The sequence below is a fragment of the Arthrobacter sp. P4_H3 genome (assembly GCF_056400885.1).
In genome coordinates, this window is sequence record NZ_JBFUKK010000001.1 from 256,376 (window position 1) to 273,592 (window position 17,217).

Annotated in this window: 17 protein-coding genes; 9 read left to right on the plus strand and 8 right to left on the minus strand. The window is 66.3% G+C overall.

Annotated elements, in window-relative coordinates; all coding sequences use genetic code 11:
• Positions 1–148: 148 nt before the first annotated feature.
• From AC1DRE_RS01200 to AC1DRE_RS01225, 6 genes are all read right to left on the minus strand, one after another.
• Entirely contained in the window at positions 149–1,138 is a 990-nt protein-coding gene (locus AC1DRE_RS01200; RefSeq protein ID WP_476982974.1) for a D-2-hydroxyacid dehydrogenase family protein, read from the minus strand.
• A 218-nt stretch (positions 1,139–1,356) separates the two neighbouring features.
• Positions 1,357–1,737, minus strand: a complete 381-nt coding sequence (locus AC1DRE_RS01205) for a VOC family protein (protein WP_476982975.1) — start codon at positions 1,735–1,737, stop codon at positions 1,357–1,359.
• Between the two features lie 362 nt (positions 1,738–2,099).
• On the minus strand, positions 2,100–2,312 hold the full coding sequence (locus AC1DRE_RS01210; protein ID WP_476982976.1) for a hypothetical protein: 213 nt from the start codon (positions 2,310–2,312) through the stop codon (positions 2,100–2,102).
• 70 nt (positions 2,313–2,382) lie between these two features.
• The gene (gene ggt, locus AC1DRE_RS01215) at positions 2,383–4,224 is read right to left on the minus strand and encodes a gamma-glutamyltransferase (RefSeq protein WP_476982977.1); all 1,842 of its coding nucleotides are present in this window, start codon (positions 4,222–4,224) and stop codon (positions 2,383–2,385) included.
• Positions 4,225–4,318: 94 nt separating this feature from the next.
• Entirely contained in the window at positions 4,319–5,362 is a 1,044-nt protein-coding gene (locus tag AC1DRE_RS01220; protein WP_476982978.1) for an MsnO8 family LLM class oxidoreductase, read from the minus strand.
• A 67-nt stretch (positions 5,363–5,429) separates the two neighbouring features.
• Positions 5,430–5,597 carry a hypothetical protein gene (locus AC1DRE_RS01225; RefSeq protein WP_476982979.1) on the minus strand — a complete coding sequence of 56 codons (168 nt, stop codon included), beginning with the start codon at positions 5,595–5,597 and terminating at the stop codon, positions 5,430–5,432.
• Positions 5,598–5,814: 217 nt separating this feature from the next.
• Here AC1DRE_RS01225 and AC1DRE_RS01230 point away from each other — a divergent pair, with 217 nt between their 5' ends.
• Positions 5,815–6,153 (plus strand): hypothetical protein, encoded by a 339-nt coding sequence (locus AC1DRE_RS01230; RefSeq protein WP_476982980.1) that lies wholly within the window; start codon positions 5,815–5,817, stop codon positions 6,151–6,153.
• Between the two features lie 17 nt (positions 6,154–6,170).
• On the opposite strand, the gene AC1DRE_RS01235 is transcribed toward AC1DRE_RS01230, so the two are convergent.
• The gene (locus tag AC1DRE_RS01235; protein ID WP_476983327.1) at positions 6,171–7,445 is read right to left on the minus strand and encodes an MFS transporter; all 1,275 of its coding nucleotides are present in this window, start codon (positions 7,443–7,445) and stop codon (positions 6,171–6,173) included.
• Positions 7,446–7,562: 117 nt separating this feature from the next.
• Positions 7,563–8,027: a GatB/YqeY domain-containing protein gene (locus AC1DRE_RS01240; RefSeq protein WP_476982981.1), complete on the minus strand. Its 465-nt coding sequence runs from the start codon at positions 8,025–8,027 to the stop codon at positions 7,563–7,565.
• A 187-nt stretch (positions 8,028–8,214) separates the two neighbouring features.
• Here AC1DRE_RS01240 and AC1DRE_RS01245 point away from each other — a divergent pair, with 187 nt between their 5' ends.
• The 8 genes from AC1DRE_RS01245 (at position 8,215) to AC1DRE_RS01280 (ending at position 17,116) form a co-directional block, all read left to right on the plus strand.
• The gene (locus AC1DRE_RS01245; protein ID WP_476982982.1) at positions 8,215–9,204 is read left to right on the plus strand and encodes a LacI family DNA-binding transcriptional regulator; all 990 of its coding nucleotides are present in this window, start codon (positions 8,215–8,217) and stop codon (positions 9,202–9,204) included.
• Positions 9,205–9,206: 2 nt separating this feature from the next.
• Positions 9,207–10,187: a 2-hydroxyacid dehydrogenase gene (locus AC1DRE_RS01250; RefSeq protein ID WP_476982983.1), complete on the plus strand. Its 981-nt coding sequence runs from the start codon at positions 9,207–9,209 to the stop codon at positions 10,185–10,187.
• Entirely contained in the window at positions 10,184–11,401 is a 1,218-nt protein-coding gene (manD, locus tag AC1DRE_RS01255) for a D-mannonate dehydratase ManD (RefSeq protein ID WP_476982984.1), read from the plus strand. The genes AC1DRE_RS01250 and manD overlap by 4 nt, the downstream gene beginning before the upstream one ends.
• Before the next feature lie 2 nt (positions 11,402–11,403).
• On the plus strand, positions 11,404–12,927 hold the full coding sequence (locus AC1DRE_RS01260) for a mannitol dehydrogenase family protein (RefSeq protein WP_476982985.1): 1,524 nt from the start codon (positions 11,404–11,406) through the stop codon (positions 12,925–12,927).
• Positions 12,924–13,976 carry an alcohol dehydrogenase catalytic domain-containing protein gene (locus AC1DRE_RS01265; RefSeq protein WP_476982986.1) on the plus strand — a complete coding sequence of 351 codons (1,053 nt, stop codon included), beginning with the start codon at positions 12,924–12,926 and terminating at the stop codon, positions 13,974–13,976. The genes AC1DRE_RS01260 and AC1DRE_RS01265 overlap by 4 nt, the downstream gene beginning before the upstream one ends.
• Positions 13,977–14,041: 65 nt before the next feature.
• Positions 14,042–15,439 carry an MFS transporter gene (locus AC1DRE_RS01270; RefSeq protein WP_476982987.1) on the plus strand — a complete coding sequence of 466 codons (1,398 nt, stop codon included), beginning with the start codon at positions 14,042–14,044 and terminating at the stop codon, positions 15,437–15,439.
• Between the two features lie 37 nt (positions 15,440–15,476).
• Positions 15,477–16,163, plus strand: coding sequence for a bifunctional 4-hydroxy-2-oxoglutarate aldolase/2-dehydro-3-deoxy-phosphogluconate aldolase (locus tag AC1DRE_RS01275; RefSeq protein WP_476982988.1), 687 nt, complete (start codon positions 15,477–15,479; stop codon positions 16,161–16,163).
• A complete protein-coding gene (locus tag AC1DRE_RS01280; RefSeq protein WP_476982989.1) occupies positions 16,160–17,116 on the plus strand; it encodes a sugar kinase in 957 nt (318 codons plus the stop codon). The genes AC1DRE_RS01275 and AC1DRE_RS01280 overlap by 4 nt, the downstream gene beginning before the upstream one ends.
• The last annotated feature ends 101 nt before the right edge of the window (positions 17,117–17,217 follow it).

The following is a 17,217-nucleotide window of genomic DNA, read 5'->3' on the forward strand; positions in this document are numbered from 1 at the left end:
AGCCTCGCAGTTCCGGCGTCGAGCGCGACACCTGCACCCGCGACGCTGACTCTGCCGTCGGCAACGGTAGCCACCGCAAACCGTGAATGCCGGCTCCCCAGGACAGTTACTACCGGCGCCGCGAGCGCCGGGTCAGCCTGCACTGCACTCACACCGAAGGCCCCGTCCGGTGCGTACCAGCAGGCGTCAGCAGGCGGATCGGGCTGCCTTGGAGCCAGGCCCGCACGTCTTCGAAGGCGCCGCCGTAGAACTGCCGGTAGCTCTGCTCCGTGACGTACCCCAGATGCGGCGATAGAACGGTCCGGGGGGCGGACAGCAGGCGATGCCCGGCGGGCAGCGGTTCGACGTCGTAGACGTCCAGGGCGGCGCCGCCCAGCCAGCCTTCCGTCAGTCCGCGGACCAGGGCGTCCTCGTCGACAAGGGGGCCGCGGGCAGTGTTGACCAGAACGCCTGTTGGCCCCAGGAGGCGGAGTTCGTCCTCGCCGACGACACCGCGGGAGCGCTCCGAAAGACGCACATGCACCGACACCACGTCCGAATCCCGGAAGAGTTCGTCCTTGCCCACTTTCCGGGCGCCGGCCTGCAATGCTGCCTCGTCGGTGAGATTGGGGCTCCAGGCGATGACGTCCATCCCGAAAGCCTGGCCGTAACCCGCGATCCGGGTCCCGATTTTGCCCAGGCCCAGCACCCCCAGGGTCTTGCCGGCCAGCTCAAAGCCGACCGTGGACTGCCACCGGCCGGCGCGCAGGCGTCGGTCCTCGAACGGAATGCTGCGGGCGAATGCAAGCAGCAGGGCCCAGGTCAGTTCCGGGGCGGCTGCCGGCGAACCTCCGGTGCCGCACACCATGATGCCCTGTTCCTCCGCCGCCTGGAGATCAATGGACTGGTTGGCCATCCCGGTGGTCACCAGCAGCTTCAGCCCGGGCAGCTGCCGCAGCCGTTCGCGGCCAAAGGCGGTCCGTTCCCTCATGGCGATGACGACGTCGAAGTCCCGCAGGCTCGAGACGGTGTGGACGTCGTCCCGAAATGGCTGGGTGAAGACAGTGACCTCGACGCCCTCGGCCGCAAGCTGTTCCCACGGCGCGTAGTCCAGGGCGACGGACTGGTAGTCATCAAGAATGGCAAGGCGCAGGCGCATCTTTGGTTCCTTTGGGGTCCAGGTAAGGAGGGCTTCCTGCTGACAGGCTACCCTCGAACCCGAGCCAGCACGCGCGCCCGCTGCCGGGTGTCCCTTGCCGCTGCCCCGGCGGCCGCCGCCGCAGTGTGGTGCCCCTGCCTCTGGCGCGAGGCGTGACCCGGGCAAATTTGCCGGAACGCCGAGCGCCGCCCAGGAGCACCACCTGCAGGGAACTACGGCTACTGGCTCTGGAAGATATTCAGGATGTTGCCCTCGGTGTCCAGGAACCAGGCAGCTTTGCCGACGGCATTGGTGGCGATGCCGTTTTCAGTCTTCAGGCCGGGAAAGTCGTATTCCTCAAAGGTGACGCCGCGGCCCCGCAGTTCTTCCATCTCGGCTTCGATGTTGTCCGTGCTCCAGCCCATCTGGGTGTTTTTCGCGGTGCCGGCGTTGTCGGTCTGGTACAGCAGGAATGTCGTTCCGTTCCCGCAGCGGTACATCAGGTTTTGGTCGTCCATGACGTCCGGGGCGTCGAGTCCCAGCACGTTCTGATAGAAATCACGTGCCCTGGCGATGTCCTTGGCCGGGAGCACCGCGGCGACCTCACGATCCTTGAGCATGATGAGTTCTCCTTTGTTGAGGGATGGAGATATTCGCCCCGAAGGCGGCGCCTGCGAGGGCGGCATTGCCGGCTCTGCCCGGCACCCGGCTGTCGCTAATTTGCGATGCACCCGGACTGTCGGGGAGTTTTCGCGGCCGCATCAACGGCCTGCTCAGAGTCTCCCCGGCGTTCATATCGCCATTATGGACGCTGATGCACCTCCCCGGATATAGGTAGGCGGATGGTCCGGCCCGGAACGGTCCGGCACAGGTAATCGCAACCCGCCATCAGTCCGCCGGCGATCTGGTAGTGGATGACATTGCGGCCGCCTGCTTGCGACCTACTATGGCCCGAGCCAGCGGGGACAGCCCAGCGGTTGCCTCATGGGTGCTCGCCGACGGGCGTCACGACGTCCTCCAGCATTGACCTGTCGAAGAATCGGACTTCGCCGGTTGCCGGGAAGAACACTGGAACAACTGAGGTGCTCGGGTCCTTTGAGGTTTCGTAGATATCGGCCCCGCTCCCGTGTTTGCGCGCAATGGTTCCAACCAGGTCGGTGCCGCGAACCCGGACTGTGCGGAATTTGTAGCTCATGTGGACCCCTTCGTCAGTTAGGGCATACCCTACTCCCGCAGCCACGGTCCGGAACGCCGGCCGCGCCAGCTCACCTCGACGGATTGACGACCATTGCCGAGCCGCCGCCGCGCCGTACGGGCTCGGCAGCAGCGACCATGCGCCCGTCCGGCAGGAATTCGATGGCGGTGGCCGCACCGATCTCTGCTGCCGAAGTGAACGCATCACCCGACGGAGTGAACGCGTGGCCGTACGGCGTGAGCTGGCTTCCGTAGGCCTCGATAAACCCAGGCTCCGCCGTGACCTTCGCTGCGTTCCGTTGCGCCGCACGCGGCTCCGCAACCGCATCGGAGATGCTCATGCCCAGGTCCACGCGGTTCACGATGGTCTGCAGGACAGTGGTGATGATCGTCGACCCGCCGGGGGAACCGAGGGCGAGGTACGGGTCACCGTCCTTCAGGATGATGGTGGGTGACATCGAGGAGCGCGGACGCTTCCCCGGCTCGATCCGGTTGGGGTCGGTGGGGCTGTACACGGTGGAGAAGTCGGTGAGCTCGTTGTTGAGTAGGAATCCGCGTCCGGGGACGACGATTCCGGAGCCGCCGGTTTGCTCGATGGTGAGCGTGTACTCCACCACGTTCCCCCACCTGTCCGCGACCGTCAGGTTGGTGGTCGAGATGTTCTCGGTGTCCTTCTCATCGGCGGGCGCCGCAGCGGCCGCCGGGCACGCGCCGTCGTACGAGGAGATGTCCCCCGGTGCTACGGGCTTGGTAGCCGCCTCCGCCGGGTTGATCTGGCATGCGCGCTCCTTGCCGAACAGCGGATCGGTGAGTTCCTCGGTGGGGACGTCGACAAACGCCGGGTCGCCCACGTACTTGGCGCGGTCCGCAAAGGCGAGCGCACTCGCTTCAAGGTAGTGGTGCAAGGCCGCGGGCCTGGACATCTCGGAAAGATTGGACGTGTCCAGGATGTTCAGCGCCTCGCCCACGGTGGTGCCGCCGCTGCTCGAGGGCGCCATGCCGTAAACGTCCAGGCCGCGGTACTCCACATGCGTGGGCGCCTGGTCCAAGGCGCGGTAGGCAGCGAGATCCTTCGTCGTCATGTGGCCGGCCGGAACAGGCAGCGTCGTGGTCTCCGACTTCGGCGGGGCCTGGACTGCGGCAACGATTTCTTCCGCGAGCGGGCCGCGGTAGAAGCCGCGCGTGCCCTTGTCCGCGAGAAGTTCGTATGTAGCGGCGAGGTCGGGGTTCTTGAAGACACTTCCGACGGCGGGTGCGTCGCCGCCCGGGAGGAAGAGGCTGCTGGTCGGCGTAAATGCCTCAAAGCGGACCTTGTTGTCGAGGGTCTGCTGACGGAACGTTTCGTCGACCAGGAAGCCGCGGGTCGCAACGTCTATGGCAGGTTCCAGGGCATCGTCGAGGTCCAAGGTCCCCCAGCGCTTGAGTGCCCGCTCCCACGTGGCCGGCGTGCCGGGAACGCCAACAGACACCCCGCTGGTAACGAGCTCGGGTGTGAAGTTGTACGGCTCGCCGGTCGCGGGGTCGATGAAAGCGTCATTCGGCATGGCTTCCGGCGCGGTTTCACGGCCGTCGATGGTGCCGACCCTGCCGTTCCTTGCGTTGTAGAAGACGAAGTAGCCGCCGCCGCCGATCCCGGCGCTGTACGGCTCGGTCACGCCCAGGGTCGCGGCAGCGGCGACGGCGGCGTCCGCCGCGTTACCCCCATCGCGGAGGATCTCGATAGCTGCTGCGGATGCCTCCGGGTCCACAGTGCTCACCGCGCCGCCGTACCCGGTGGCGGTTGCGGTCTTCTTAATCTCGTGCGGAACGCCGTCCCCCGGATCGGCGAACGCCGGAGCAGCGACCGCGCCGCTCGTCACACTCATTGCCAGAGCCGCCGTGAGGGCGGCAAATCGACTTCTCACATTAGGCATGGTCGCTCCCGAGTCAGGGTGATGCGAGCTTGAGGGGTGATGGTCACGTTACTCCGCGACAGTGCCACCTTCAACACTTTCCCGCAGGGCCGGGTCAGCGGAGCAGAAGCCGTTCAGCGTCGGTTTCCCGGAAGGCCTTCTGGCCTTCCGCCGGGAAGATTCCGGCCAGGAGCCGGTCCGATTCCATCTGTCCTGCGACGTTGAAGGAACCGCCGGTCACCATCAGCTCGTCGGCAGCGGACGCTGTGAACAGGCGCTCGAGCTGGGACCGGACTTCGGCGGGCGTACCGTAGACGGAGTTGGACAGGCTGCCTTCGACGGCTTCCAGCTCCCGCGCGGTCAGTCGGTTCCATACCTCCGGACCCAGCGGCGCCAGCGCGGCGAATTCTCCCGTTGACCTCGAACGGGCAAGCGCAACGGCTTCGGGCAACAGCAGCTCCCGTGCGATCTGCCGGCTCGCTCCCACTGCCACGTTCGCGGAAATCATGACGAAGGGCCTGTCGAACCATCGTGACGGACGGAACCGGGCACGGTACCTTTCCAGCACCGGCAGTTGTCCGCCCTGATGCGCGCCAAACACGGCCGGGCCGCCCAGCACCACACCCAGGCCGGCCCGGGCCGCAATATCGGCATCCGCACCATTGGCCAGCACGAACACCGGCGTTGCCGAGTCGTTCCGTGGCCGTGCAGTGATGGGCGCAGAGCCCGCGAGGTATTCCAGGAGTTGGCTCAGGTCCTTTTCGAACCGCTCCGCCTCAGGTTTCCCCGCGCGCAGCGCGCTCCGGACTGCCGGGGTGAATCCCACTGACCGGCCAAGGCCCAGATCGATGCGCCCCGGATGAAGGGCCTCCAGGGTGGCCGCCTGCTCTGCCACCACGAGGGGTTGGTGGTTGGGGAGCATAATCCCACCCGAACCGACCCGGATGGTGCTGGTCCGCGCGGCAATGGCGGCCATGAGCACTGCCGGAGCGGAGCCGGCAATGCCCGGCACCGCATGGTGTTCTGCCACCCAGAAGCGGTGGTAACCCAGTTCCTCAGCTCTTTGGGCGCGTTCCAGGACCAGGTTCAGGGATTCTGCTGCAGTGGACCCGTCCAGGGAGTTGGCACGGTCAAGAATGGAGATCCGGGGAAAGGGCATACTGCTGGAACCACACCGCCCGGGGAGGAATTCCCCTCCTGAGCGCTTCCCCCAGCTTCGCCGCCGTTCAGCCAGCAGTGTGCCACGCATCGAGGACCACCCGGCCGCGCGGTGACTCCAGCGTCGCACTGACCGGCGCATCCTGCACGTCGTCGATAGGGCCCGTGTGAATGGACGGCAGGTTCAGCACGTCGAGTGCCTGCGGCGGAACGCCGCGCAGCACGAGTTCCTTCAACGCCAGATCCGTAGGTGCCAGATGCTCACTGGGATGCGGCCCGTGCCATTCGATTCTGGGCAGCGCGCCCGCACATTCAGTGCGGCCGTTGCCGGCACGACCTCGCCAGCATCGGAGGGCTACCTGAATTGCCGGGTCCGTCATCGACGACGTGATGAGACGGCGTGCCCAGAGGGATCTGCTTACAATCGAACCTCCAGCATCTAACAAGGGAACCATGAAGAAACTCACCACGGCCCTGCTCGCCGCCGGCCTCATCCTCTCCGCGTCCGCGTGCTCGGCACCGGCGAAACTGACTACCGAACAAACCTGCGACCGGATCAAGATCGTTGTGTCCAACCCAAGCGCCAGCGCCGGCAAGACCGGAATGAACCTCGTCGCCAACCGGCTTCGCCCGATCATCAGTGTCGCCTCGGATGAGCTGAAGCCCTCTGTCGAAGCGATCGTGGCATGGGCCGACGAGTCCGCGAAAGAGAGCCCCGACGAAGGGAAGCTGGGAACGCTGACAGCTGACTACCAGAAGGCCGGCAGCACGTTCGGACAGCTCTGCAGCTAGTTGCGTCGGATACGACGCTAAGGCGGCGGGGACTCCGCGTTCGTCGCGCCGGCGGCGGCGCTGGCCAGGTCGGCCGGGGGTCCCTGCCGGCGGCTTGCCAGCAGGAACGGCACCGCGATCAGCTGGATCACGCCGCCGATCGCCAGCGAGGCCGGGTAGCCGTAGATATCGGCGGCCCGGCCGAGCAGCGGCTGGACCACCACGCCGCCGCCTGATCCAATAAGCGAGTCGAAGCTGAGGACTGTCGCGCGCTGCTTCGAGGCGATCATGTCGTTCAGGTAGGCCTGACGGACCGGGACGCCCGCCGCGTCGACCAGCGCCCAGAGCGCCAACAGCACCAGCGCCACCCAGAACACCTGGGTGAACCCGAGCACCACCAGGATCACTGCGCTGACGCCGCCGCTCAGAATCAGCACTGTGGTGCGTTTGCGGACCAGGCGCCGGATGCGGGGGGCCACCCATCCGCCGAGCACTTCGGCTCCGGCAACGATGGCGGCGGCCAGGCCCGCCACGGAGTACGCACGCGGGTCGCCGAAGAGCTGGAGCAGGTACGGCTGCAGGGCGTAGAACACATAGATCCCGACGCCGGCGCTGAACGGCGCGGCCAGCATCACGTAACGTACCGGCGGATTTTTCAAACCGCTCTCGATCGAGGCGGCGAGAACGGCACGGGTCGCCTGCAGTGGGTGGGTGGAGCGCTCCGGCGTGAACCCGACGTCGTGCATGAGCCAAAAGGCAACAACAAACATGGCCAGGAGCACTCCCACGCGCAACAGGAACGGCACGCCGAGGTCAGTGACCTGGGCGATCACGCCGCCGGCCACCGATCCGACGAGCATCGCGACGCCCGAGACCATCACACCACGGCCGAGCACCGCCTCCAGGCCGCCTTCATAGCCCGAGAACCTCAGCGCGTCCACGAGCCAGGCCTCGACCGCGCCGGAGAAGAACGTGAATCCCAGTCCCAGCAAAACCGAAACTACGGCCCATGCCCAGAACGGGGCCGAAAGCTGCCAGAGCACGTAGTACAGGTAGGTCGACCCGGCCAGCGTCACCGTGCCCAGCAAGAATGAAACGCGGCGTCCCCAGCCGTCGGCAACTACGCCGGTGGGCACCTCGAAGAGCACCATGCCGGCGGTAAAGAACGCGTTTGCGGCGAAGGCTTCAAGGTTGCTGAGCCCGGCGTCCAGGAGGAACAGGGTGTTGATGCCCCAGATGAACGAGGCCGCAACCGTATTGCCCAGCGTCAACGTGAGGTAGATGCGCTGAATCTTTCGGGCGTCGGCGTTCATCTCGTCGGCGTTCCCGCCACGGGCTAGAGGGGGAAGCACGAGCCCATTCTCGTCCCGTTGGCCCGCGCGCACCAGAGCAGGCTCGGTCAGCTGGTGTGCAAGGCGTTCAGCGGGGACTTAGGCGAGGCGGCTCCGGACGATCTCGCTGACGGTCTTCCCGTCGAATCGTCCGGCGACCTTGGCGGTGACCGGCTTCATGACGGCCCCCATCTGGCGGATGGACGGTTCCTGGCCGTCGGCCTTGAGCCCTGCAATGGCATCGTCGACGATGGCTTCGACCTCTTCACGGGTCAGGGCTTTGGGCAGGTAGGCCTCGATGACCTCGGCTTCGGCGATTTCGGCGGCAGCCCGGTCGGATTCCCCGGCTTCGGTGTAGATCTTTGCGGTGTCGCGGCGTTTGGCTGCTTCCTTCTGGAGCAGCGCCGTGACCTGGGTGTCGTCCAGTTCGACGGGGGTCTTGCCGGACTTCTCACGTGTTTCGATCTCGCCAAGGACGTTGCGCACCGTGGTGAGCGCCACCTTGTTCCTGTCTTTCATGTGGATAACAACGTCGCCGTGGAGGCGTTCCTTGAGGGTGGTCATGATGTTCTCGTTTCGTTGGGCTTGCTTCCATTGTCCCCGGACCGGGCTGAGTTGCCTTACGAGCGGTCATCATCCAGCGCCGCGCCCATGGATGCGGGTGACGCAGATCATGGAAAATCATTGACAAACTTGTACAACTCTTTCCATACTTGAGGGGAAGAGTTTCAACGAGGCAACTGGAGGACTGATGTCGGCAAAACTCACGGACGTCGCAAAACTGGCAGGGGTATCCCTCGCAACGGCGTCCCGGGCGTTCGGGGATCCAGGACGGCTGGCAGCGGACACACGGCAAAAAGTCATGGCAGCAGCCACCGAGCTGGGCTACGACGTCCCGGGACTCACCGGCAGCAGGACCTTCGGCGTCATAGTGCCGGACATCTCCAACGCCGTCTTCGCAGCCCTCATCAAGGCCATCCAGAACCAGGCCTGGCACGGCCGCCACCGCATGGTGCTGGCCGACACAGCCGAATCCTCCTCACGCGAACGCGAGCACTTGGAGTCCTTGGCCGCCGGCGTAGATGGCATCATCCTCTGCTCCCCCCGCCTGCCCTCGGACCAGATCCACCAGCTTGTGGGCAACGCGCCGCTCGTGGTCATCAACGGCGAAGCCGATCACGCAGCCCGTGTGCTGATGGACGCCGGAGAAGGCCTGCGCCAAGCAGTGGAACACCTCCACGCCCTTGGCCACCGCAAACTTGCCTATATTCCGGGACCGGCCTCGTCCTGGGCCAACGGCCAGCGGCTCGCAGCCATCACCCGCTTCTGCGCCGAACGGGGCTTTGAACTGGTCACTGTGGGAAACCAGAATGCAACGGTCGACGGCGGGCTCGCGGCTGCAGCCTCTGTGGTCGCCAGCGGCGCCACCGCCGTCATTGCCTACAACGACCTCGTGGCCATCGGGATGCTCGCGGGGGCTCGCTCGCTCGGTTATCACTGCCCCGAGGACATCAGCGTGGTGGGCATCGATGACTTGGATATCGCTGCAGCCGCCGAACCCGGGCTCACATCGATCCGGGTTCCCATCGAGCGAAGCGGCTCCTTGGGACTCGAACTCCTCCTCGAGCAGGTGGCCGGGAAGCCGACTGCCACCGAGGCGGTCCACCTCAGCTCACAGCTCATCGTGCGCGGCTCCACGTTCGCCGCACGCACCGCAGATCACGCAATCCAGGGAAAGTAATCATGAGAATAGTCATCGCCGACCCCAATCTGATGTCCCAACGAACCACCTTCGAGGCCGCATTACCAGACGGGGCAACCGCATCCTGGCACGACAGCTGGAACGAACACTCCGTTCTCACGGACCTCAAAGGCGCCGACGTCTACGTGGGACCGAGGTTCACTGAAGCCATGGGCGCGGAAGCGCCGAACGTCCGTCTGGTCCATGTGGCGGGTGCGGGCTATGACGGCATTGAGGCCGGCGCACTGCCGGCCGGAGCAGTCTGCGCCAACACGTTCCATCACGAAAGCTCCATTGCCGAATACATCGCCTCGGTGCTCGTAGCCCTACGACGGAACCTGATAGGACAGGACGCCGCCCTGCGCACGGGAGTATGGTCTTCTTCCGTCTACTCTGCGGAGATCCGTCAGCCGGAAACGCTGCGCGGAGCCGTGGTGACGTTCCTTGGCTTCGGCCATATCGGCAGCGCCGCCTGGAACCTGCTGCAGGCCTTCGGGGCCGAGGGCATCGCCATCACCCGCAGCGGCACGGTGGATCCGCTGGCGAATTCGCTCCGCTGGACCGGCTCAACCGACCGGCTGGCCGAGGCGCTCAGCGAATCAGACATCCTGGTCATCAGCATCCCGCTGACAGACGAGACCACCGGCTTGGTAGGTGCCGCACAGCTCGACGACCTTGGTCCGGACGGGCTGCTGGTCAACGTGGCCCGCGGTCCGATAGTCGACGAAACTGCGCTCTACGAGGCACTCAAGGACCGCCGGATCGCCGGCGCCGCCATCGACACCTGGTACCGGTACCCGGGCCCCGACGGCCGCGGCGAGCCATCCACCATGCCTTTCGGCCGTCTGGACAACATCATCATGACCCCGCACTCCTCCGGCGTCACGGCCGAAACCTTCCGCGGCCGCGCCCGGGAGATCGCCGAAAACATCACCCGCCTCTCCAAGAACGAACCACTCAAGAATGTTGTGATCTCCCGATGACCCGAAAAATCGTCGACGTCGACGTGCTGGTAACCAGCCCCAGCCGGAACTTTGTCACCCTCAAAATCACCACCGACGACGGTATCGTCGGCTGGGGCGACGCAACCCTGAACGGCCGCGAACTGTCAGTGGCCAGCTACCTGCGCGACCACCTGGCCCCGGCACTGCTGGGCAGGGACGCCGACAGGATCGAAGACACCTGGCAGTACTTCTACCGCGGCGCCTACTGGCGGCGCGGACCGGTGACCATGGCTGCGATCGGGGCCATCGACCTGGCCCTGTGGGACATCAAGGGTAAAGCCCTCGGCGTCCCCGTTTACCAGCTCCTGGGCGGTGCCGCCCGCGACAAAATCCTCACGTACACCCACGCCACGGGCTGGGACCTTCCCGAGCTGCTGGACTCCGTCGACCAGCGCCGCGAACAGGGCTTCCGGGCCGTCCGCGCGCAGTCCGGCGTTCCCGGCCTGGACAAGGTTTACGGCGTCACGAAGGGCGCCGCCAGCTACGAACCAGCCGGCCGCGGCGCCGGACCGGTTGAAGAGGACTGGGACACCTCCGCCTACCTGCGCCACGCCCCAAAGATCCTTTCGGCCGTCCGGGAGCACGTCGGACCGGAGCTGAAGCTGCTCCACGACGTCCACCACCGGCTCAACCCCACCGAAGCCGCGCGCCTGGCACGCTCCCTCGAGAACGTGGACCTGTTCTGGCTCGAAGATGTGACGCCGGCCGAAAACCAGCGGCTGCTCCGCACCCTCCGCCAGCAGACCACCATCCCGCTGGCCATCGGCGAAGTCTTCAACACCATCTGGGACTGCGAACAGCTCATCACGGAACGGCTCATCGACTTCATCCGGACCGCCGTCGTCCACGCCGGAGGCATCTCCCACGTCCGCAAGATCCTGGCACTGGCCGAGGTCTACCAGATCAAGGGAGCCCCGCACGGACCCTCGGATGTCTCGCCCATCAACCTGTCCGCCTCGCTGCACCTTGGCCTGGCCACCAGCAACTTCGCCATCCAGGAATACATGGGCTACGACCCCCTGGTTTCAGAGGTGTTCCGTTCCAGCTTCCGCTTCGAGGACGGGTACCTCCACCCCGGCGACGAACCCGGCCTCGGCGTGCAGGTGGATGAAGCTGCGGCGGCCAAGTTCCCGTACAAGCAGGCCTACCTGCCCATCGCCCGTGAGCTCGACGGCTCCATGAAGGACTGGTGACCATGACCCGCCTCCAACCTGCACCGCTGACGGCATCCACGCCCGGAATCGTCCGGCGTGACGCAGTCCCGGCCCCCGGCATCGTCCACCTCGGATTGGGAAACTTCCACCGCGCCCACCAGGCCGTCTACACAGACGCAGCTATCAGCGCCCACGGCGGCGACTGGGGCATCATCGGAGTATCCAGCCGCTCCAGCGCCGTCACCGATGCCATGCATGCCCAGGACATGACCTACACGGTCGTGGAGATATCGCCCGAAGGATCGACCTTCTCCACGCCGCGCGTGCATTCGGACGCCTTTGTCGCCGCGGAAAATCCCGAACGCGTCGTCGCGGAAATCGGCGCGGCCACAACCCGGATCGTGTCCCTCACCGTCACGGAAAACGGCTACACGTACAGCCCCGCAACGGGTTCGCTTAATGTGACCGACGCCGATGTGCAGCATGACCTGGCGCAGGCCGCGGACCCCCGCACGCCCATCGGACAGATCGTCCGCGGCCTCCAGCTGCGATCCCGGACCCACGGCGAACCCGTCACCATCCTCAGCTGCGACAACCTCTCGGACAACGGCCACCACACCCGCCGGCTCGTCCGCGAGTTCGCCTCACTGCTGCCGGCCGCCGAGGCCACCGAGACACTTCGATGGATCGACGCCAACGTGACGTTTCCGTCCTCCATGGTGGACCGGATCGTGCCGGCCACGACGGACCACTACCGCACGCTCGTCGCCGAGCAGCTCGGATACGCCGACCGGATCCCCGTCCCCGCGGAGCCGTTCACGATGTGGATCCTGGAGGACAACTTCATTGCGGGCCGCCCGGCATGGGAAGCCGGCGGCGCCATCTTCACGGACGACGTCGCGGGCTACGAGCAGCTCAAGGTCAGGCTCCTGAACGGCACGCATTCGCTCATCGCCTACCTCGGCGCGCTGTCCGGTGCTGCCACGATTCCCGATTCCACGGCTTTGGACTATGTCGAGAACGCCGCCCGGGCCATCCTGCGGCACGAGTACCTGCCCAGCGTCCAGGTGCCGGCCGACGTCGACGTGGACGCCTACGAAGCCCAGCTTTTCTTGCGGTGGCGGAACTCGGCGCTGGGACACCGGACCAGCCAGGTGGGCTCGGACGGATCCGTCAAGCTCCGCCAGCGGATCCCCCTCCCCGCGCTGCAGATGCTCGACGCCGGCGCCATGCCCCACTACCTCGCCCTCACCACAGCCGCGTACCTGTCGTGCATTGCACCGCTGGACGGGTTCGACCCCGGCGTTCACGCCCATGAGATGCAGGACCCCGCCACGGAATCGCTGCAACGTCTTGCTGCCGGATCCGCCTCCGGCCGGGAACTCGCCGAAAAAGTCATCGGCCAGCTGCATCTCCTGGGTGACGAACTCGCCACCCGCGACGACTTCATCCACCGCACCGGTGAACTGATCGACATCATCCACCAGCACGGACCCCAGGCCGCCGCCAGCGCCGCGGCCGAGTCCACCGCCCTACTTCCCGCACAGAGCCGGAGCATCACATGACCACGCAAGCCGTACGCCGCCCGGACCAGCCGGCGCTGCCGCGCACCACTGAAGCCGCAGTCCTGTACGGCGCCAAAGACCTCCGCATCGAGCAGAAACCGTTGAAGGCACTGGGTCCGAAGGACGTCCTGGTGGAAATGCGCTCCGGCGGCATCTGCGGCTCGGACATGCATTACTTCGCGGACGGCCGCAACGGAACCAACGTCCTCCGCCAGCCCACCGTCCTTGGGCACGAGGGCGCAGGGGTGGTCATCGCGGCCGGCGGGACCGCCGCCGTCGCCGTCGGCACGGCCGTCGTCATTGAACCTGCGCTCCCCTGCGGCACCTGCGCCACATGCGTTTCCGGCCGGTACAACGTGTGCCCGTCCGGCACGTGCTTCGGGTCGCCGCCCACGGACGGCCTGTTCGCCCGCCACGTGGTGGTGCCGGCAGCTGCGCTGCATGCACTCCCGGAGTCCGTCCCGGCGGAGATCGGCGCAGCGATCGAACCGCTCGCCGTCGCCGTCTGGGCCGTTGAACGGGCCCAGGTGCAGGCGGGGCAGCGGGTGCTCATCACCGGCGCGGGGCCCATCGGCCTGCTCGTGGCACAGGTTGCCGCCGTACGGGGCGCGGCCGAGATCATCGTGACCGACGTCAACGACGACCGTCTGGCCGTCGCCGCGCAGTTTGGAGCCACCCGCACCATCAATACCGCGGCAACGGCGCTCGACCTGACCGGAATGGACCGGCTGATCGAATGCTCCGGAAACAGCAGGGCACTCATTGACGGCATTCAGACCCTGGCGCCGGCAGCGCGGGCGACGGTCGTGGGCCAGGCACGGCCCACCGTGGACGGCATCCCGCTCGGCTTCCTCCAGCGCTACGAAATCGACCTTGTCACTGCCTTCCGCTATGCGCACGCGTTCCCGACGGCGATCGACCTCGCCTCATCCGGGAAGGTGGACCTGCGGTCCATCATCACCAGCTCTTACCCCCTCGCCGATGCCGCGACCGCCCTCACGGCCCCGGTCACGGACCCCACCAACCTCAAAGTCCTCATCAGCTACTGATTCATTCCCCCACCGGCGGAGCTTTAGACCGTCCATGCAGGACATCCATTCAAAGGAGTATGGAAATGACCACCGAACATCCCCAAGCCACGGCGGTAGACCAGAAAAAGGTCCGGAAAGCGGCGCTGGCCGGCCTCATCGGCACCACGCTTGAACTCTACGACTTCGTCATCTACGGCACTGCCTCCGCGCTGGTCTTCAGCCACCTGTTTTTCCCGAACATTTCACCCGCGGCCGCCCTGCTGGCCAGCTTCAGCACCTTCGCCGTCGGATTCCTGTTCCGTCCGCTCGGCGGCATCTTCTTCTCCCACTTCGGTGACCGGCTCGGCCGCAAGTGGGTCCTTGTCACCACCCTGCTGCTGATGGGCGGCGCCACCCTCGTCATCGGCCTGCTGCCGACCTTCGAACAGGTGGGCGTCCTCGCCCCGCTCTTGCTCTGTGTCTGCCGCGCAGCCCAGGGCTTCGGTGCCGGCGCCGAGCAGTCCGGCGGTGCCACCCTGCTGACGGAATCGGCTGCGCCCGGTACCCGCGGCAAGCTCGCCTCCCTGATCATGGTCGGTGCCGCCGCGGGAACCGCGCTCGGCGCACTGGTCTGGATCGGCGCCCAGGCCCTGGCTCCCAACGACATGATGACCTGGGGCTGGAGGCTGGTCTTCCTGTCCAGCATCTTCGTGACCATCGCCGCACTGGTCATCCGGCGCAAGCTGGACGAATCCCCGGTGTTCGAAGAAATCAAGCAGGCACGCACCGAACCGCCCGCTCCGCTCCGCGAAGTCGCGAAATTCGGCAAGGCCAACGTGCTGCGCGTCATCCTGATGAATTTCGGCGTCAGCACCCAGTCCTACACCATCCAGGTATTCATGGCCTCGTACCTGATCACTGTTGTCGGCACGGACCCCAAGTTCATCCCTCAGGTGCTCCTGATCGGAGCCCTCTGCGGAGGCGCTGCCGCCGTCGGCTTCGGGATGCTTTCGGACAAGATCGGACGACGCCGGGTGGTTTCCATCATCACCGGCGCACTGGTCCTCTTTCCGGCCCCTGCCTTTATGCTCCTCACCACCGGTTCACCCATTGCCATCATGCTCGTGATCATTGTGGGATTCATGCTCGCCTGCCAGGGAGTCGTCGGCGTGCACATGAGCTACTTCCCGGAGATTTTCGGCAGCCGTTACCGCTACGCCGGAGTCACGCTGGGCCGTGAATTCTCCTCCATCATCGGCGGCGGCATCGCCCCGATGGTCTGCGCCGGACTCCTGGCAGTCTTCAGCAACTCCTGGGTCCCGGTGGCCATCTACATGTCCCTCGTCATGCTCGTCAGCTTTATTGCCACCCGGCTCTCGCCCGAAACCCTCAACCGTGACCTCACGGATCCGGAGGATGCCCGCCGGCACGGCACCGGGCCGGCGCCCGCCGACGCCGACTTAGCCGACGCCGGGCTGGCCGACGCCCGCCACGCCAAGTAAAGCCTTCCGGCCCAACCACCTCCGAAGAAGGAACCCCATGCTGCGCCTCGAACACCAGGGCACCGTCTCCCGCCCGGCCCCGTCCTCCATCCTCCGCGACACGAGAGTGGTAGCTGTCCTCCGGGCCGCGCACGCCAGGGAGTATGCCCCCGTCATCGAAGCACTGCAGCAGGGCGGTGTGCTCAGCATCGAACTGACGCTGAGCACACCGGGCGTTTTCGACGAACTCCCCCGTCTCCAGGAACACTTTGGCGACACCCTGGAAATCGGCGTCGGGACCGTAACGGCGGCGGACGAAGCAGAAACGGCACTGGACCTCGGCGCTGCGTACATCGTCACACCGGTGACGGACCCCGGCATCATCGCGGCATGCATCCGGCGCGGTGTGGCCGTCTACCCCGGCGGCCTCACCCCCACGGAACTGCATGCCGGCTGGAAACTCGGCGCAACCGCGGTGAAGGTCTTCCCGGCATCCGTGGTCGGCTCCGGTTACATTGGCCAGCTGCGCGGCCCTTTCCCGGACATTCAGGTCATCCCCTCCGGCGGGGTGGATATCGAGGATGTGCCGGACTGGGTCAGGGCGGGAGCTTTCGCCGTCAGCCTCGGCGGGCCGCTCCTTGGCGACGCCTTTAAGGGTGGGGACCTCCGGGAGCTCACGGCAAGGGCACGGCGTGTCCTTGAGCTGGTGGGCCAGGCCAGAGACCAGATTGGCGCGAAGCAGTGAGCGCATCCCCTGCACCGTACGTCCTGACATTCGGCGAGACCATGGCGCTGATGCGCGCCGATCAGGTCGGCCCGCTGGCCCACGCCTCCACCATGAGCCTGGGGATTGGCGGCTCCGAGTCCAACGTCGCCATCGGGCTGCAACGGCTCGGTGTGCAGTCCGTATGGTGCGGACGCGTGGGGGCCGACTCCCTGGGCCAGCTTGTTGAGCGCGAAATCAGGGCAGAAGGCGTGGACGTCCGCATCGCGGTCGACCCCACAGCCTCGACTGGACTGATGATCAAGGAGCGCCGGACTCCGGGCACCCAGCGGGTCAGCTACTACCGTGCCGGAAGCGCCGGCTCCAGGATCGCTCCAGGGGACGTCGACGAACTGCTCATCTCCGAGGCAGCACTGTTGCACATCAGCGGAATCACTCCGGCGCTGTCCAGGCAAGCCGGGTCAACCATCAGCTATGCCATCGCCGCGGCCAAGGCAGCCGGCGTGCCGGTCTCCTTCGACCTCAACTTCCGGGCCAATCTCTGGTCACGGGAAGGCGCCGCCGGCGTCTACCGGGATCTCATCCCGCTCGCGGACATTGTGTTCGCGGGCGACGACGAAGCCGCGATCGCAGTCGGGACCGGCGAGCCCGAGGACCTGGCGCGCCGACTAGCTGACCTGGGCCCCAGCCAGGCTGTCATCAAGCTCGGCGCGGACGGCGCCCTCGCCCTGATCGACCGCCAGGTCTTCCGCCAGGAAGCAGTCAGTGTTGAGGCTGTGGACACCGTCGGTGCCGGCGACGCGTTCGTGGCCGGTTACCTTGCCGAATACGTCAACGGCCGCGGCCCCGAAGAAAGGCTGCGGACAGCCGCGGCCACCGGCGCGTTCGCCTGCCTCGTACCAGGTGACTGGGAAGGTTTCCCCCGCCGCCACGAACTCACCCTGCTGGACACCAAGGAACCGGTCAGCCGCTAACCACCGGGTTTCCAATCGCGGATCTGGTCTCATAGCCCGCGGGAATCTGCGATGCTGGAGCCATGGGGACTGCAGCATGAAACGCCTGGACACGGCCGGCG

What these genes read in the sequence shown, in the direction of transcription:
- AC1DRE_RS01200 (WP_476982974.1), bottom strand. Translation starts at nt 1,138, where the DNA reads ATGCGCCTGCGCCTTGCCATTCTTGATGACTACCAGTCCGTCGCCCTG.
- AC1DRE_RS01205 (WP_476982975.1), bottom strand. Translation starts at nt 1,737, where the DNA reads ATGCTCAAGGATCGTGAGGTCGCCGCGGTGCTCCCGGCCAAGGACATC.
- AC1DRE_RS01210 (WP_476982976.1), bottom strand. Translation starts at nt 2,312, where the DNA reads ATGAGCTACAAATTCCGCACAGTCCGGGTTCGCGGCACCGACCTGGTT.
- ggt (WP_476982977.1), bottom strand. Translation starts at nt 4,224, where the DNA reads ATGCCTAATGTGAGAAGTCGATTTGCCGCCCTCACGGCGGCTCTGGCA.
- AC1DRE_RS01220 (WP_476982978.1), bottom strand. Translation starts at nt 5,362, where the DNA reads ATGCCCTTTCCCCGGATCTCCATTCTTGACCGTGCCAACTCCCTGGAC.
- AC1DRE_RS01230 (WP_476982980.1), top strand. Translation starts at nt 5,815, where the DNA reads ATGAAGAAACTCACCACGGCCCTGCTCGCCGCCGGCCTCATCCTCTCC.
- AC1DRE_RS01235 (WP_476983327.1), bottom strand. Translation starts at nt 7,445, where the DNA reads ATGAACGCCGACGCCCGAAAGATTCAGCGCATCTACCTCACGTTGACG.
- AC1DRE_RS01240 (WP_476982981.1), bottom strand. Translation starts at nt 8,027, where the DNA reads ATGACCACCCTCAAGGAACGCCTCCACGGCGACGTTGTTATCCACATG.
- AC1DRE_RS01245 (WP_476982982.1), top strand. Translation starts at nt 8,215, where the DNA reads ATGTCGGCAAAACTCACGGACGTCGCAAAACTGGCAGGGGTATCCCTC.
- AC1DRE_RS01250 (WP_476982983.1), top strand. Translation starts at nt 9,207, where the DNA reads ATGAGAATAGTCATCGCCGACCCCAATCTGATGTCCCAACGAACCACC.
- manD (WP_476982984.1), top strand. Translation starts at nt 10,184, where the DNA reads ATGACCCGAAAAATCGTCGACGTCGACGTGCTGGTAACCAGCCCCAGC.
- AC1DRE_RS01260 (WP_476982985.1), top strand. Translation starts at nt 11,404, where the DNA reads ATGACCCGCCTCCAACCTGCACCGCTGACGGCATCCACGCCCGGAATC.
- AC1DRE_RS01265 (WP_476982986.1), top strand. Translation starts at nt 12,924, where the DNA reads ATGACCACGCAAGCCGTACGCCGCCCGGACCAGCCGGCGCTGCCGCGC.
- AC1DRE_RS01270 (WP_476982987.1), top strand. Translation starts at nt 14,042, where the DNA reads ATGACCACCGAACATCCCCAAGCCACGGCGGTAGACCAGAAAAAGGTC.
- AC1DRE_RS01275 (WP_476982988.1), top strand. Translation starts at nt 15,477, where the DNA reads ATGCTGCGCCTCGAACACCAGGGCACCGTCTCCCGCCCGGCCCCGTCC.